General features: G+C 60.1%; 12 protein-coding genes. 9 read left to right on the forward strand and 3 right to left on the reverse strand.

Features of this window, described 5'->3' with window-relative positions; all coding sequences use genetic code 11:
* Positions 1–113 precede the first annotated feature (113 nt).
* The 7 genes from tig (at position 114) to BLQ55_RS21090 (ending at position 9837) form a co-directional block, all read left to right on the forward strand.
* Entirely contained in the window at positions 114–1424 is a 1311-nt protein-coding gene (gene tig / locus BLQ55_RS21055) for a trigger factor (RefSeq protein ID WP_092256666.1), read from the forward strand.
* A 93-nt stretch (positions 1425–1517) separates the two neighbouring features.
* Entirely contained in the window at positions 1518–2159 is a 642-nt protein-coding gene (clpP, locus tag BLQ55_RS21060) for an ATP-dependent Clp endopeptidase proteolytic subunit ClpP (protein ID WP_003183177.1), read from the forward strand.
* A gap of 107 nt (positions 2160–2266) precedes the next feature.
* A complete protein-coding gene (gene clpX, locus BLQ55_RS21065; RefSeq protein ID WP_092256669.1) occupies positions 2267–3550 on the forward strand; it encodes an ATP-dependent Clp protease ATP-binding subunit ClpX in 1284 nt (427 codons plus the stop codon).
* Between the two features lie 161 nt (positions 3551–3711).
* Positions 3712–6108 (forward strand): endopeptidase La, encoded by a 2397-nt coding sequence (gene lon, locus BLQ55_RS21070; protein ID WP_092256672.1) that lies wholly within the window; start codon positions 3712–3714, stop codon positions 6106–6108.
* 150 nt (positions 6109–6258) lie between these two features.
* Positions 6259–6531 carry an HU family DNA-binding protein gene (locus tag BLQ55_RS21075; RefSeq protein ID WP_003183171.1) on the forward strand — a complete coding sequence of 91 codons (273 nt, stop codon included), beginning with the start codon at positions 6259–6261 and terminating at the stop codon, positions 6529–6531.
* A gap of 224 nt (positions 6532–6755) precedes the next feature.
* Positions 6756–8627, forward strand: coding sequence for a SurA N-terminal domain-containing protein (locus BLQ55_RS21085; protein ID WP_092256675.1), 1872 nt, complete (start codon positions 6756–6758; stop codon positions 8625–8627).
* Between the two features lie 340 nt (positions 8628–8967).
* A complete protein-coding gene (locus tag BLQ55_RS21090; protein WP_092256678.1) occupies positions 8968–9837 on the forward strand; it encodes a DUF2242 domain-containing protein in 870 nt (289 codons plus the stop codon).
* Positions 9838–10117: 280 nt separating this feature from the next.
* Here the strand turns inward: BLQ55_RS21090 and BLQ55_RS21095 are convergent, their stop codons facing one another.
* Positions 10118–11155 carry an AraC family transcriptional regulator gene (locus BLQ55_RS21095; protein ID WP_092197217.1) on the reverse strand — a complete coding sequence of 346 codons (1038 nt, stop codon included), beginning with the start codon at positions 11153–11155 and terminating at the stop codon, positions 10118–10120.
* A 2-nt stretch (positions 11156–11157) separates the two neighbouring features.
* Positions 11158–12288: a carbon-nitrogen hydrolase family protein gene (locus tag BLQ55_RS21100; protein ID WP_092256681.1), complete on the reverse strand. Its 1131-nt coding sequence runs from the start codon at positions 12286–12288 to the stop codon at positions 11158–11160.
* A gap of 339 nt (positions 12289–12627) precedes the next feature.
* On the opposite strand from BLQ55_RS21100, the gene BLQ55_RS21105 reads away from it, so the two are divergent.
* Together BLQ55_RS21105 and BLQ55_RS21110 are read left to right on the forward strand one after the other, a co-directional pair.
* Positions 12628–14667: an oxidoreductase gene (locus BLQ55_RS21105; RefSeq protein ID WP_092256685.1), complete on the forward strand. Its 2040-nt coding sequence runs from the start codon at positions 12628–12630 to the stop codon at positions 14665–14667.
* 184 nt (positions 14668–14851) lie between these two features.
* A complete protein-coding gene (locus tag BLQ55_RS21110; protein WP_092256688.1) occupies positions 14852–15760 on the forward strand; it encodes a 1-aminocyclopropane-1-carboxylate deaminase/D-cysteine desulfhydrase in 909 nt (302 codons plus the stop codon).
* Between the two features lie 7 nt (positions 15761–15767).
* Here BLQ55_RS21110 and BLQ55_RS21115 read toward each other — a convergent pair whose 3' ends face one another.
* On the reverse strand, positions 15768–16316 hold the full coding sequence (locus tag BLQ55_RS21115) for a cytochrome b (protein WP_092256691.1): 549 nt from the start codon (positions 16314–16316) through the stop codon (positions 15768–15770).
* Positions 16317–16398 lie beyond the last annotated feature (82 nt).

Genomic DNA, 16398 nt, shown 5'->3' on the forward strand with positions numbered 1-16398 from the left:
GTTTCCAGCGCGTTTTCAGTAGGGTGACTTCTTGAGTTTGACCTACTAGAATGCATGCCCTTGATTCTGGGGTCGGAAACGCCCGGCCAACGTCTGTGCAACGAGGAATATCCATGCAAGTTTCTGTTGAAAATACTTCTGCTCTTGAGCGCCGCATGAGCATCACCGTGCCGGCTGAGCGCATCGAGACTCAGGTCAACAAGCGTCTGCAGCAGACTGCCCAAAAGGCCAAAATCCCAGGTTTCCGCCCAGGCAAAGTGCCAATGAGCGTGATCCGTCAGCGTTACGAAGCTGATGCGCGTCAGGAAGCCGTGGGCGACGTGATCCAGTCTTCGTTCTACGAAGCGGTCGTCGAGCAGAAGCTGAACCCCGCCGGTGCGCCGTCCGTCGAGCCTAAAGTGCTGGAAAAAGGCAAGGACCTGGAATTCGTCGCCACGTTCGAAGTGTTCCCGGAGTTCACGGTTGCCGGTTTCGAGTCCATCGCTGTCGAGCGCCTGAGCGCTGACGTGTCGGATGCCGACCTGGACAAGATGCTGGACATCCTGCGCAAGCAGAACACCCGTTTCGAAGTGACCGAGCGTGCTGCCCAGAACGAAGACCAACTGAACATCGACTTCGTCGGCAAGGTCGACGGAGAAGAGTTCGCGGGTGGTTCCGCCAAGGCCACCCAGCTGGTGCTGGGCTCCGGTCGCATGATTCCTGGTTTCGAAGACGGCCTGGTTGGCGCCAAGGCCGGTGAAGAGCGCGTTCTGAACGTGACCTTCCCCGAGGATTACCAGAACCTGGACCTGGCTGGCAAAGCCGCCGAGTTCACCGTGACCGTCAACAGCGTTTCCGAGCCGAAGCTGCCTGAGCTGAACGAAGAGTTCTTCGCCCAGTTCGGCATCAAGGAAACCGGTCTGGAAGGTTTCCGCGCCGAAGTTCGCAAGAACATGGAGCGCGAGCTGCGCCAGGCCATCAAGTCCAAGGTCAAGAACCAAGTCATGGACGGTCTGCTGGCCTCCAACCCGATCGAAGTGCCAAAGGCCCTGCTGGACAACGAAGTGAACCGTCTGCGGGTGCAGGCTGTTCAGCAGTTCGGCGGCAACATCAAGCCGGACCAACTGCCGGCGGAGCTGTTCGAAGAGCAGGCCAAGCGCCGCGTCGTGCTGGGCCTGATCGTTGCCGAAGTGGTCAAGCAGTTCGAGCTCAAGCCTGACGAAGCCCGCGTTCGTGAGCTGATCCAGGAAATGGCCTCGGCCTATCAAGAGCCTGAGCAAGTCGTGTCCTGGTACTACAAGAACGACCAGCAACTGAACGAAGTCCGTTCGGTTGTGCTGGAAGAACAAGTTGTGGATACTGTTCTGCAGAAAGCTAGCGTGACCGATAAAGCGGTCTCTTACGAAGAAGCGGTCAAGCCGGTGGAAGCTCCACAAGCCGATTGATGGTTCTGCGGTAAGAAATAAACACCCATAAGCCAGCCTTCGTGCTGGCTTATGCGTATTCAAGACATAACTATTTGGGAGTGACTGCGAGACATGTCCCGCAATTCTTTTTATCAGCAGAGCTCTGACATCCAGGCCGCAGGCGGCCTGGTCCCGATGGTTATCGAGCAGTCCGCCCGCGGCGAACGTGCCTATGACATCTACTCGCGTCTGCTCAAGGAACGCGTCATCTTCCTGATCGGCCCCGTTGAAGACTACATGGCCAACCTGGTCGCGGCGCAGCTGTTGTTCCTTGAAGCGGAAAACCCGGACAAGGATATCCATCTGTACATCAACTCACCGGGCGGTTCGGTGACTGCGGGCATGTCGATCTACGACACCATGCAGTTCATCAAGCCAGACGTCTCCACCATCTGCATCGGTCAGGCCTGCAGCATGGGTGCCTTCCTGCTCGCCGGCGGCGCAGCGGGCAAGCGTCACTGCCTGCCTAACTCGCGGATGATGATTCACCAGCCATTGGGTGGCTTCCAGGGCCAGGCGTCGGATATCGACATCCATGCCAAGGAAATCCTCCACATTCGTTCGCGCCTGAACTCGTTGCTGGCCCATCACACCGGCCAGAGCCTCGAAACCATTGAGCGCGATACCGAGCGTGACAACTTCATGAGCGCCGAGCGTGCAGCCGAATACGGCCTGATCGACTCTGTGATCAACAAGCGTCAAATGCCTGCCTAAGCCGCTCAAAATGCAGGTGGTTGGGATGACCGGCCGCCGGCGGGCTTGAAAAAGCCCGCAATTGCCTTCATCTTGTGTTGCAAGCCTATCGGATTTGGATCGATCGAATGACTGACACCCGCAACGGCGAGGACAACGGCAAACTGCTTTATTGCTCCTTCTGTGGCAAAAGCCAGCATGAAGTGCGCAAATTGATTGCCGGCCCCTCGGTCTTCATTTGCGACGAGTGCGTCGACCTGTGCAATGACATCATCCGCGAGGAGGTGCAGGAAGCCCAGGCCGAGAGCAGCGCGCATAAATTGCCTTCGCCTAAAGAAATCAGCGGCATCCTTGATCAGTATGTGATTGGTCAGGAGCGTGCGAAAAAGGTACTGGCCGTAGCGGTGTACAACCACTACAAGCGCCTGAACCAGCGTGACAAAAAGAATGACGAGGTCGAACTCGGCAAGAGCAACATCCTGCTGATCGGCCCGACAGGCTCGGGTAAGACCCTGCTTGCCGAAACCCTGGCTCGTTTGCTGAACGTTCCGTTCACCATCGCCGACGCAACCACCCTCACCGAGGCGGGTTATGTAGGTGAAGACGTCGAGAACATCATTCAGAAGTTGTTGCAGAAGTGCGACTACGATGTGGAAAAAGCCCAGATGGGTATTGTCTACATCGATGAAATCGACAAGATTTCCCGCAAGTCCGACAACCCGTCCATCACCCGGGATGTTTCCGGTGAGGGCGTGCAGCAGGCCTTGCTCAAGTTGATCGAAGGCACGGTCGCTTCCGTTCCACCCCAAGGTGGTCGCAAGCATCCGCAGCAGGAATTCCTGCAGGTCGACACCCGTAACATCCTGTTCATCTGCGGTGGTGCGTTCTCCGGCCTGGAAAAGGTTATTCAAAACCGTTCCACCCGTGGTGGCATCGGCTTCAATGCCGAAGTACGCAGCAAGGAAGAGGGCAAGAAGGTCGGTGAGTCCCTGCGTGAAGTCGAACCTGACGATTTGGTCAAGTTCGGTCTGATCCCGGAATTCGTCGGTCGTCTGCCAGTCCTGGCGACGTTGGATGAGTTGGATGAAGCGGCGTTGATGCAGATTCTGACCGAGCCGAAAAACGCCCTGACCAAGCAGTATGCCAAGCTGTTCGAAATGGAAGGTGTAGACCTGGAATTCCGTTCCGACGCGCTGAAATCGGTCGCCAAGCGTGCCCTGGAGCGTAAGACCGGTGCCCGTGGGTTGCGCTCGATTCTCGAAGGCGTATTGCTCGACACGATGTATGAGATCCCCTCGCAGTCCGAGGTGAGTAAAGTCGTGATCGACGAAAGCGTTATAGAAGGCAAGTCCAAACCATTGTATATCTACGAAAACAATGAGAAGACTGCCAAGGCCGCACCGGACGCATAAGCGTTCCGCTGCCGGAACAAAGAAGGGGCCTTCGGGCCCCTTTGCTTTTAGCGCGTTTTAGACGTGTCTTAGCGCTTGTTTTTTTTCAAGGCTGCCCCCATCTTGGTTTCAAGCTTACTTCCATCTGTTTCCGGCCCTAGGGCCGCCGTAGAGGCGAAATCATGAAGACAACCATCGAATTGCCTCTCCTGCCATTGCGCGATGTCGTGGTGTATCCGCACATGGTTATCCCGCTGTTCGTGGGGCGCGAGAAGTCCATCGAAGCCCTCGAGGCTGCGATGACGGGTGACAAGCAGATTCTTCTGCTGGCTCAGAGAAATCCAGCCGACGATGATCCCGGCGAAGACGCACTGTATCGCGTAGGTACGATTGCAACGGTTCTGCAATTGCTCAAGTTGCCCGACGGTACCGTCAAGGTCCTGGTCGAAGGCGAGCAGCGCGGGACTGTCGAACGTTTCAGCGAGGTGGACGGTCATTGCCGTGCCGAGGTGTCGCTGATCGAAGAAGTCGATGCGCCCGAGCGTGAGTCAGAGGTGTTTGTCCGCAGCCTGCTGTCACAGTTCGAACAATACGTGCAGCTGGGCAAGAAGGTGCCAGCGGAGGTCCTGTCGTCGCTCAACAGCATCGACGAGCCTGGGCGGCTGGTCGATACGATGGCGGCCCACATGGCCCTCAAGATCGAGCAGAAGCAGGAAATTCTCGAGATCATCGACCTGTCGGCCCGTGTCGAGCACGTGTTGGCATTGCTCGACGGCGAGATCGATCTGTTGCAGGTCGAGAAACGCATTCGCGGTCGCGTCAAGAAGCAGATGGAGCGCAGCCAGCGCGAGTACTACCTGAATGAGCAGATGAAGGCCATTCAGAAAGAGCTGGGCGATGGCGACGAAGGTCACAATGAAATCGAAGAGCTGAAAAAGCGCATCGATGCCGCTGGCTTGCCCAAGGATGCCTTGGCCAAGGCTCAGGCCGAGTTGAACAAGCTCAAGCAAATGTCGCCGATGTCTGCCGAAGCCACCGTGGTGCGTTCCTACATCGACTGGCTGGTCCAGGTGCCGTGGAAAGCCCAGAGCAAGGTGCGTCTGGACCTGGCGCGCGCCGAAGACATCCTCGACGCCGATCATTACGGTCTGGAAGAGGTCAAGGAACGCATCCTTGAGTATCTCGCCGTACAGAAGCGCGTGAAAAAGATTCGCGGCCCGGTCCTGTGCCTGGTCGGCCCTCCCGGGGTCGGTAAAACCTCCCTCGCGGAGTCGATTGCCCACGCGACCAACCGCAAATTCGTACGCATGGCCCTGGGTGGCGTGCGCGACGAGGCGGAAATTCGTGGTCATCGCCGGACCTACATCGGTTCGATGCCAGGAAGATTGATTCAAAAAATGACAAAGGTCGGCGTGCGCAACCCGCTGTTCCTTTTGGACGAAATCGACAAGATGGGCAGCGATATGCGCGGCGATCCCGCCTCTGCGTTGCTCGAAGTGCTCGATCCTGAGCAGAATCACAACTTCAACGATCACTACCTCGAGGTCGACTACGACCTGTCGGACGTGATGTTCCTCTGCACTTCCAACTCCATGAACATTCCGCCGGCATTGCTGGACCGGATGGAGGTGATCCGTCTACCGGGCTATACCGAGGACGAGAAGATCAACATCGCCGTGAAGTACCTTTCGCCCAAGCAGATCCAGGCCAATGGCCTGAAAAAGGGCGAGCTGGAATTCGACGAGGAAGCGATTCGCGACATCATCCGCTACTACACCCGCGAAGCCGGCGTGCGTGGCCTGGAGCGGCAGATTGCCAAGGTCTGCCGCAAGGCGGTCAAGGAACATGCGCTGGAAAAACGTTTCGCGGTCAAGGTCACTGCGGACATGCTGGAGCACTTCCTGGGTGTGCGCAAGTTCCGCTACGGCCTGGCCGAGCAGCAGGACCAGATCGGCCAGGTGACTGGCCTGGCGTGGACTCAGGTCGGTGGCGAGTTGCTGACCATCGAAGCGGCCGTGGTACCGGGCAAGGGGCAACTGATCAAGACCGGTTCCCTGGGCGACGTGATGGTCGAGTCGATCACCGCGGCGCTGACGGTGGTGCGCAGTCGTGCCCGAAGCCTGGGCATTCCCCTGGACTTCCATGAGAAGCGCGACACGCACATCCACATGCCTGAAGGGGCTACGCCCAAGGACGGCCCAAGCGCCGGCGTAGGCATGTGCACGGCCCTGGTCTCGGCATTGACCGGCATCCCGGTGCGCGCCGACGTCGCCATGACGGGTGAAATCACGCTGCGCGGCCAGGTTCTGGCGATTGGTGGGCTGAAGGAAAAACTGCTGGCGGCGCACCGTGGCGGGATCAAGATCGTGATCATTCCCGAAGAGAATGTCCGCGATCTGAAGGAAATTCCTGACAACATTAAGCAAGATCTTCAGATCAAACCGGTTAAATGGATTGACGAGGTCCTGCAAATTGCGCTGCAATACGCGCCGGAGCCCTTGCCGGATGTGGCTCCGGAGATTGTCGCGAAGGAAGAAAAGCGGGAGTCTGACTCTAAGGAAAGAATTAGCACGCATTAACACGCATTTGCCTGGGGGGCCTTCCTTGACAGTTTTTTAGAGCCCTTGTTATAAAGCGGCTCTTAAGTGTCTGCAGGCCATTCAGCACTCGTTTTTGCTTTCACCAAAAAAAACTTAGAATCATCTCAAATAGATATAAGGGGACTTAGAGTGAACAAGTCGGAACTGATTGATGCTATCGCTGCATCCGCTGATATCCCGAAAGCTGCTGCTGGCCGTGCGCTGGACGCTGTAATCGAATCCGTCACTGGCGCTCTCAAGGCTGGCGACTCCGTTGTTCTGGTTGGTTTCGGCACCTTCTCCGTGACTGATCGCCCAGCTCGTACCGGTCGCAACCCGCAGACCGGCAAGACGCTGGAGATTCCTGCTGCCAAGAAGCCAGGTTTCAAAGCTGGTAAAGCACTGAAAGAAGCCGTTAACTAAGGTTTCGTTGAGTTTATCCGGGTCGGGGTCATGCCTGGCTTGGCAGCGGAGCGGTAATGCGACCGGTTGCTACCGGTTTGTGACGCCAGGGCTTGCAGGTTCGAGCCCGGTCCGCTCCGCCAGTTACGAGAAGGCGCATCCTCGGATGCGCCTTTCTTCTATCCGGATTCTACCCACGCTCCACGGTTGCCTAAATTTGAAGTTCAACCGTTTCTGGGGGACGCATGCTGCAGAATATCAGGGACAATTCACAAGGCTGGATTGCCAAGACCATCATCGGGGTCATCGTCGCATTGATGGCGTTGACCGGTTTCGATGCCATTTTCAAAGCCACTACCAACAGTAACGACGCGGCCAAGGTCAACGGCGAAAATATCAGCCAGAACGAGCTGAGCCAGGCGGTCGACATGCAACGTCGCCAGCTCATGCAACAGCTGGGCAAGGATTTCGATGCCTCCCTGCTGGACGAAAAAATGCTGCGCGATTCGGCGCTCAAGGGCCTGATCGACCGCAAGTTGTTGCTGCAAGGCGCACACGATGCGAAATTCGCTTTCTCGGAAGCTGCGCTCGATCAAGTCATCCTGCAAACGCCTGAGTTCCAGGTCGATGGCAAATTCAGCCCCGAGCGTTTCGATCAGGTGATCCGCCAGTTGGGTTACAGCCGCATGCAATTCCGCCAGATGCTGGCCCAGGAAATGCTGATCGGTCAGTTGCGCGCCGGCCTGGCGGGCAGCGGTTTTGTCACCGATGCCCAAGTGTTGGCATTCGCCCGCCTGGAAAAGCAGACCCGTGATTTCGCCACCTTGAACATCAAGGCCGATCCTGCGTCGGTGAAGCTGACCGATGATGAGGTCAGGGCTTACTACGACCAACACGCCAAGGAATTCATGACGCCTGACCAGGTGGTCATCGATTACCTCGAGCTGAAGAAAGCCTCTTTCTTCGATCAGGTCAGCGTCAAGGACGAAGACCTGCAAGCGGCCTATCAGAAAGAAATCGCCAACCTGTCCGAGCAGCGTCGCGCTGCGCACATCCTGATCGAAGTGAACGACAAGGTGACCGAAGCCCAGGCCAAGGCGAAGATCGAAGAGGTCCAGGCTCGCCTGGCCAAAGGCGAATCGTTTGAAGCCCTGGCGAAGGAGTTTTCCCAGGATCCGGGGTCGGCGAGCAATGGCGGCGATCTCGGCTATGCCGGCCCAGGCGTCTACGATCCGGAATTCGAAAAGGCCTTGTACGCCTTGGGCAAGGACCAGGTCTCGGCACCGGTCCGCACCGATTTCGGTCTGCACCTGATCAAGCTGCTGGGTGTCGAAGCGCCCGAAGTGCCGACCTTCGCCAGTCTCAAGGACAAGCTGACTCGCGAGCTGAAGACTCAGCAGGTGGAGCAGCGTTTCGTGGAGGCGACCAAGCAACTGGAGGATGCCTCGTTCGAAGCGTCCGACCTGGCGCAGCCGGCTCAGGACTTGAAGCTGACCGTCCACACATCGGCCCCGTTCGGTCGTGAAGGCGGTGAAGGGATTGCGGCCAATCGCGCCGTGGTCACTGCGGCGTTCAGCCCGGAAGTGCTGGATGAAGGTGCCAACAGCACCGCCATCGAGCTGGACCCGGAAACCGTCGTGGTACTGCGTGCCAAGGAGCACCGCAAGCCAGAGCAACTGCCGCTGGACAAGGTGGCCGGGCCGATTCGTGCTCAATTGGCCAAGGAACACGCCAGCGCAGCGGCCAAGACCCGCGCCGACGAGCTGATCGCCAGCCTGCGTGACGGCAAGACGGCACTGGACAAACCGGTTGACGGCCAAGGCTGGAAAGCCATCGAGGCGGCCACCCGCAACCAGGAAGGCATCGACCCGGCGGTGCTGCAAGCACTGTTCCGCATGCCCAAGCCTGAGTCCAAGGACAAGCCGACGTTCAGCAGCGTGACCTTGCCTGACGGCAGCCTGGTGGTTGTGCGTCTGAACGGCGTGAACGAAGCGGCGGCACCGACTGACGAAGAGAAAGCGGAATATCGTCGCTACCTTGCGTCCCGTGTGGGCCAGCAGGACTTCGCGGCCTATCGCAAGCAGTTGGAGAGTCAGGCGGATATCAAGCGTTTCTAATCGCTTGATGCTTCTCCAGAGCTGGCTGTGATGCTGCTCACTTGAAAAGACGGCGCTTCTTCAGAAATGGGAAGCGCCGTTTTTTTGGTTTTTTTTCGGGGCGGGTGGGGTATATCCATGTCTCGGTAACAGTTCAAGTGACGGTATCAGGCCAAAATGCCAGGGTTTTTGTATCTGCCTGTTGCCCAAAAGTGGGTGTTCGTCGATCTGCCGACTTGGCGTCTTTTTCCTGCAAACAACCCCCAGTAGACTTGTAACCCCATTGAAACAAGATTAGCCACGCTGCCAGGTCGCGTTCTGTTGCACAATACGCCCCGGACCGTTTTTCTCAGGATGTTCAATGTTCAAATCATTTCACATGCGCACCGTCGGGCTTGCATTGGTGCTGGCCGCCGCAGCCGGTTGCTCGTCGAAGAAAGCCGCCATCTACGAGCACGAGAACTTCGACGATTCCGGCACGTTCTCGCGCACTTATCCAGTGAGCGACGCGGCGACCTGCGAGGCCGGGCGCCGGGCGTTGCTCAGCCAGGGCTACATCATCACCAGCAGCGATCCGAAGCTCGTCAGTGGCCACAAGAGTTTCCAGCAGACCGGCGAGACCCATATGGAGATCAGTTTCAACCTGGTCTGTGCCGAGGACGGCGGTGCCGGACACCGTGCGACCATGTTCGCCAACGCCTTGCAGGACCGTTATGCCCTGAAGAAAACCAACAACTCCGCCAGCCTGGGCGTGGGCGTGCTGGGTTCGGTGTCGATGCCGATCGGCTCTTCGGACGATTCGATGGTCAAGGTCGCCAGCGAAACCGTGTCGGCGGCCAAGTTCTATGAGCGTTTCTTTGCCTTGGTGGAGCTGTTCCTGCCCCCCGAAGCGAAGAAAGCTGCCGAGAAGGCTGAGAATGCCGATAAGCCAAAAACCGAGCTGGGTGTCCCGGAACCCAAGGCTGAACCGGCTGCCTTGATGCCGGCTCCGGCTCCAGTTGCAGCGCCTGCGTCGGCACCTGCAACCACGCCGGTAAACGAGGCCGCGCCGGCCCCCGTCGAAACCGCCCCTGCGGTGTCGGAGCCCGTCGTACCGCCGAGCGAGCCAGCGCCGATTGCGCCTGAGTCGTTCGAGTCTGCGCCGACGACGGAAACCGTGACACCGCCACCACCACCGTCCAGTTCATTGCCGGCCCCGAGCGAGCCGATCCAGCCGCTTCCGGCTTCCTGAAGGTCCCCGTGGCAGGGTGTTACGCCCTGTCACACTTCACGCGGTAATTTCCCGACCCTGTGCTACGTTTAATTCATGAAGCCTTTGCTTCATGTTTTGTTCATAAAGCAGCTTTATGCTGATGCCAGCGCCATCAGGCATTGGATTCAATGACAGGGGAAGGACACGTAATGGACGATTATCAGGAAGAGCTGCTGGAATACCAGGCCTATGAACTGGACCCGCTGGAACCCGCCGAAGATGCAACGGAGTTGTAGGAGAGCAAGCTAGCGCTTTAAGCTCAGCGCCCTCTGTGACTACGACGAAACTCCCCGGGCGTCTGGTCGTTCCAGCGTTTGAAGGCTCGTTGAAAGGCCTCGGCTGAGGCAAACCCCAACAAGTAGGCGATTTCGCCGAACGCCAGTTCGGTATCGCGTATGTAGGTCATGGCCAAGTCGCGGCGGGTGTCGTTGAGGATGGCGCGAAATTGCGTGCCTTCCTCGGCCAGCTTGCGCCGCAGGGTCCAGGTCGGCAGTTTCAGGCGGGCCGCCACTTCTTCCAGGTCGGGTTCCCGGCCCCCGCTGAGCAACGGTCCCAGCAGTTGAATGATGCGCTCACGCAGGCTGCGGGTGCGGGTCAGTTGTTCCAATTCCCGTTCACACAATTGAACCATATGGTGCCAGGTGCTGGGGCAATGCTGTGGGTTGCGTTGGGCGAGGCTGTCCAGGCCCAGTCGCAGTTGATTCTGTTCGGCGCCAAACTGGATCGGGCAGTCACCGAGCGTGCGGTAAGCCTCCAGGTACGCCGGTTCCTCGAATTCGATGTCGATGCGTTCGGGCCGCAGCGCGATGCCGCTGACGCTGGACAGTTGGGCCAGCCAGCCGGCGATGATCGAATCCACGACGAAGCGGTTGTAGGCGTTATACGGGCTGATGGAATAGAACCGTAGCCAAGCGCCGCGGGCATCCTCATGAAAACTCGATTGGCCGCGATAGTTGGAACCATACAACGGCTCGAAACGGATCATGCAGCGGGCCGCCTCGCGCACGGTCGGCGCCTGGGCAGCGGTAACGCCCGCCAGCCCGGCTTGGCTCAAGCGCCCGAGTTGGCCCATGCGCAGGCCCAGGGCCGGGTCCTGGGTCTGTTGAATCGCGGCGTGGCCCAGGCGCATGTAGCGTGGGATCGACAGGCGTGCGCCGGGCTCGGCCAGGCGCGCGGCATCTAGGCCGTACTGCTCCAGCAAGGGCTTGGGGTCTTGCCCATGGCTGGCAATTGCGTCAGCCAGGCTGTGGACGAAGCCTACTGACAGGTCCCCCAGGCGCATCGGCTGCGGTTTCATGGTCACAACCACAGGTTAAGCAGGCGAGCGCCATGGGCTTCGCCATCGGGGAAGTGCTGGCCGTTGTGGCTGATGAAACTCTGGCCGGCGCTGCCGCTGTCCCAGAACTGGCCACGCAGGAATACGCTGACACCGCCCCGGGCCTGGCTGATGGGCAATTGGCCGGTCAGTGTCAGGCGATGCCAGGCTTGCCCCTCGCTTACTTCACCGGGCTTGAGGCTCACTTCGCTCGGTGTGGACAGGCCTTTATACCCGCTCCAGGGCTTGTCCCAGGCGCCGCGACCGATGACGAAGGCGGGCACCGCGATCAGTTGCGCGCCCTGTTCGTTGAGCTGCCGGTAGTGGAGCGGGTACCAGCTGTCGCTGCCGATCAGTACGCCCAGGCGCCCGGCGGGGGTGTCTATGACGAGGGGGGGGGCCGGATGGTCGGCGCCCAGCACATCCCGCTGTTCGAATACCGGATGTCGTTGGCGTTGTGGCTGGCCGATCGGCCGGCCATCGCTGCTGAACACCAGGCTGCTGTTGTACAGGGCGCCGCGGCCAATCTTCAGCTCGCCGTCGCTGATGCTGGGCTCGGGCAGCACGATGGAGCCGGCCACCAGGGTGACGCCGAACTCCTTGGCCAGCCCGCCGAACAGCGCTTGATAGTCGCGGGCCATGCTATCGGCCTTCATGCGCAGGTAGGCATCCTCCAGGCGGTTATCGCCTTGAGCGCTGACGAGCGCCTGGATAAACGCCAGCGGATTGCTGACCGCCAGCCAGTGCATGGCTTCCTTCAGGGTGGTGGCCTGGTACAACTCGTCTTTTTCGCCACCGACCATCAGCCAGGTGCCGATGTGCTCGGGCAGGACCACCACGGTCTTGGCATTGAGAAAACCCTGGTCGCGAGCCGCCTGCAGGTAGGCCGCCAGTTTACGGTGCAGGCGCTCGGGGCTCTGGTAGTCGGTGGGGAACAGTTCGGGCTGGATGCCCAGCAGGTTGCCGCGGTCGGCGGGCGTGCCCTGGTCGACCGCCAGGTTGATACGCAGGTCTGACAGGTAATGACCCGCAGGACGATCGGTCGTCCACAGTGCGTAGGTGACCAGGGCGGCAATCAAGGCCAGTGAAAACAGCAGGTACAGAAATTTGCGCATGGGGGAACAGTCAGCGGCCGTGTGCAGGTTCGTGATTTTTCATCAGGAGCTACGGGGCAGGGTACGGTAAAACAAGGGATTAGCGAAGGGCAGGCGCTGATTTGTAAGCCCGGCAAGCACCTGCAGAAGGTGTCCAAGGAATTATCTGAACAGCATTGATGAGGTGCTGGGTGACCTTCGATCCCCCCGGCAGCTGATCGGCGCGCTGCACATCTGGATCATTAAATTGTCAGTTACGGTCATTGAGCGCCCGCGTCCGGACTCCTACGCTGTGGGTCATGACAGACGCAAGCCGCAGAGCTTGTGCTTTTTCCGTGATCGCCCGTTGTGGAGTTACCGATGACCGCCTCCCATTACCCGCATCTGCTGGCCCCGCTGGACCTGGGTTTCACCACGTTGCGCAACCGTACCCTGATGGGCTCGATGCACACCGGCCTGGAAGAGAAACCCGGCGGCTTCGAACGCATGGCGGCGTATTTTGCCGAGCGCGCCCGGGGCGGCGTGGGCCTGATGGTCACCGGTGGGATCGGGCCGAACGACGAGGGCGGGGTCTACTCCGGCGCGGCCAAGTTGACCACGGAAGAAGAGGCGCTCAAGCACCGGATCGTGACCCGGGCCGTGCACGAGGCCGGTGGCAAGATCTGCATGCAGATTCTTCACGCCGGGCGCTACGCCTACAGCCCCAAGCAAGTGGCACCGAGCGCGATCCAGGCGCCGATCAATCCATTCAAGCCCAAGGAACTGGACGAGGAGGGTATCGAGAAGCAGATCAGCGATTTCGTCACCTGTTCGGTCCTGGCCCAGAAGGCCGAATACGACGGCGTCGAGATCATGGGCTCGGAAGGTTATTTCATTAACCAGTTCCTGGCGGCCCACACCAACCACCGTACCGACCGTTGGGGTGGCAGCTATGAAAACCGCATGCGCCTACCGGTGGAAATCGTCCGTCGGGTGCGCGAAGCGGTGGGCCCGAATTTCATCATCATTTTTCGCCTGTCGATGCTCGATCTGGTGGACGGTGGCAGCACCTGGGACGAAATCGTCCGGTTGGCCAAGGCCATCGAGCAGGCCGGCGCGACGATCATCAACACCGGTATCGGTTGGCACGAAGCACGAATTCCCACCATCGCCACCAAGGTTCCGCGGGCGGCGTTCAGCAAAGTCACGGCCAAGCTGCGTGGTTCGGTGAGCATCCCGCTGATCACCACCAACCGCATCAACACCCCCGAAGTGGCCGAGCAGATCCTGGCCGAAGGCGATGCCGACATGGTCTCCATGGCGCGGCCGTTCCTGGCCGATCCAGAGTTCGTCAACAAGGCCGCTGCCGGTCGCAGCGATGAAATCAACACCTGCATCGGCTGCAACCAGGCGTGCCTGGACCATACCTTTGGCGGCAAGCTCACCACTTGCCTGGTCAACCCACGGGCTTGCCATGAAACCGAGCTGAACTACCTGCCAGTGACCCACGTGAAGAAAATCGCCGTGGTCGGTGCCGGCCCGGCCGGGTTGTCCGCGGCCACGGTGGCGGCCGAACGTGGGCACCAGGTGACGCTGTTCGATTCGGCCAGTGAAATCGGTGGTCAGTTCAACGTCGCCAAGCGCGTGCCGGGCAAGGAAGAGTTCTTCGAAACCCTGCGCTACTTCAAGCGCAAATTGCAGACCAGCCATGTCGAGCTGTGCCTCGACACGCGGGTGGATGTGGCGCAATTGGTGGCGGGCGGCTACGACGAGATCATCCTCGCCACCGGCATCGCCCCACGCGTGCCGGCGATTCCCGGAGTGGAGCATGCCAAGGTCTTGAGCTACCTGGACGTGATCCTCGAGCGTAAGCCGGTGGGCCGCAGCGTCGCAGTGATCGGTGCCGGCGGTATTGGCTTCGACGTGTCGGAGTTCCTGGTTCACCAGGGCGTCGCCACCAGCCAGGACCGCGAAGCGTTCTGGAAGGAGTGGGGCATCGACACCCACCTCGAGGCCCGCGGCGGCGTGGCCGGGATCAAGGCTGAACCCCATGCACCGGCGCGCCAGGTGTTCCTGCTGCAACGCAAGACCTCGAAGGTCGGTGACAGCCTGGGCAAGACCACCGGCTGGATTCATCGCACGGGCCTGAAGAACAAGCAGGTGCAGATGCTCAACAGCGTCGAATACCTGAAGATCGACGATGACGGGCTGCACATCCGCATCGGCGAAACCGGCGAGCCGCAAGTTCTGGCGGTGGATAACATCGTGATCTGCGCCGGCCAGGATCCGCTGCGTGAGCTGCAGGAAGGCCTGGAAGCGGCGGGGCAGACCGTTCACCTCATCGGCGGTGCCGACGTGGCGGCGGAACTGGATGCCAAGCGGGCGATCAACCAGGGTTCGCGGTTGGCGGCGCAGTTGTAAGGATCAATCCCAGGAAAACCCTTGTGGGAGCGAGCCTGCTCGCGATTGTGGTGAGTCAGTTGCATGGATGTTGGCTGATCTGCCGCTATCGCGAGCAAGCTCGCTCCCACAGTGGGGAGGGGTGAACCTGAAGTCCCCCGCCAGCTGTTAAGATACCGGCCCGTTTTCCACCCGATCTGCCGCCATGCTGCTTCCCGCCCTCGACTGGCATCCCCAACCCCGACTCGAACCCCTTCACCTGGACTGGCTCGCCCGTGCCGGTGTCGAAGTAGCGGTGTTGCGCCTGGACCGGATCGATCCGCTGATCAGCGGCAACAAGTGGTTCAAGCTGGTCCCGCATCTGCGCGCCGCCCGTGAGGCCGGGGCCGAAGGGGTCATGAGCCTGGGCGGTGCGTATTCCAACCATTTGCATGCGCTGGCGGCGGCCGGCAAGCGCTTCGGCTTTCCCACGGCCGGGCTATTGCGCGGTCACCCCCGGGACACGCCGACGGTGCGCGACCTGAAAGCGTTTGGCATGGACCTGCACTGGTTGGGGTATGGCGGATACCGGGAGCGGCACGCAGCGGATTTCTGGGAGCCGTGGCAGATTCGCTATCCACATTTGCATCCGGTGCCCGAGGGCGGTTCGGGATTGCCTGGGGCGCAAGGCTGCATGACGTGGGTGGCCAGTGTCCGTGAACAATTGGCCGCGCTGGGATGGGCGGATTATCACGGCTGGTGGTTGGCTTGCGGTACTGGAACATCGCTGGCCGGACTGGTGCTGGCCGAAGCGGGCGAGCGCCCGGTCTACGGCGTGCTGGCCGTGCCCCCGGACCATGGCGTGGCCCGGCAGGTCGAGCGCATCGTGGGAGAAGCGGGGCTTTCCAGCCTGCGTCATGAGTTGTTCGACGGCAGCCGTGGCGGGTTCGCCCGGGTCGATGCCGAGCTCACGGCCTTCATCGAAACCACGGCGGCCATCGAACTGGAGCCGTTGTACACCGGCAAAGCCTTGATGGTGCTCAAGGCACGGGTCGAGGCGGGAGGCTTTGTCCCCGGCACGCGCCTGGTCTTTGTCCACACCGGCGGTTTGCAAGGCCGCCGAGGGTTCGATTGACGGGCGATCAGCCGCGTTTGGGCATCATCCGCAGCAGCGTGTTGTCCCGTACCACATAGTGGTGATACAGCCCCGCCAAGGCATGCAGGCCAATCAGCCAATAGCCGATGGTGCCGCCCAGCACGTGCCAGCCTTCCAGTTGCTTGGCGAAATCCTTGTCTTGATTGATGAGCAACGGCAGATCGAAACCGTAGAACATCACCTGGTGCCCTTCGGCGCTGGTGATCAGCCAACCCAGCAGCGGCATGGCGATCATGAACAGGTACAGCGTCCAGTGCATCAGGCGGGCGAGGACGGTTTGCCAGGCAGGCGATGCCGGGAAAATCGCCGGTGCCTTGCCCATGCTGCGGGCGAACAGGCGCAGCCAGACCAGCACGAACACCGTCAGGCCGAGCATGAAATGCGCTTCCTTGATCAGTGTCCGGCCGCCGCTGCCCTTGGGGAAAATTCCCCGCAACTCAATGCAGGCATAAACCACGGCCAGCAGGACCAGCATCAGCCAATGCAAAGTTACCGTGACGGTACTGTAGCGGCTTTCCGAGTTTTTCCAGGGCATTGCGGGTATCTCCAACAATCAGGGTCGAGCGCCGTCTAACGCGGCGTGTCTTTACTGTAAGCCCGTTTCGCTGGGTTTGCAT

This window comes from Pseudomonas sp. NFACC13-1 (assembly GCF_900104425.1).
In the GTDB taxonomy this organism is placed as follows: domain Bacteria; phylum Pseudomonadota; class Gammaproteobacteria; order Pseudomonadales; family Pseudomonadaceae; genus Aquipseudomonas; species Aquipseudomonas fluorescens_AA.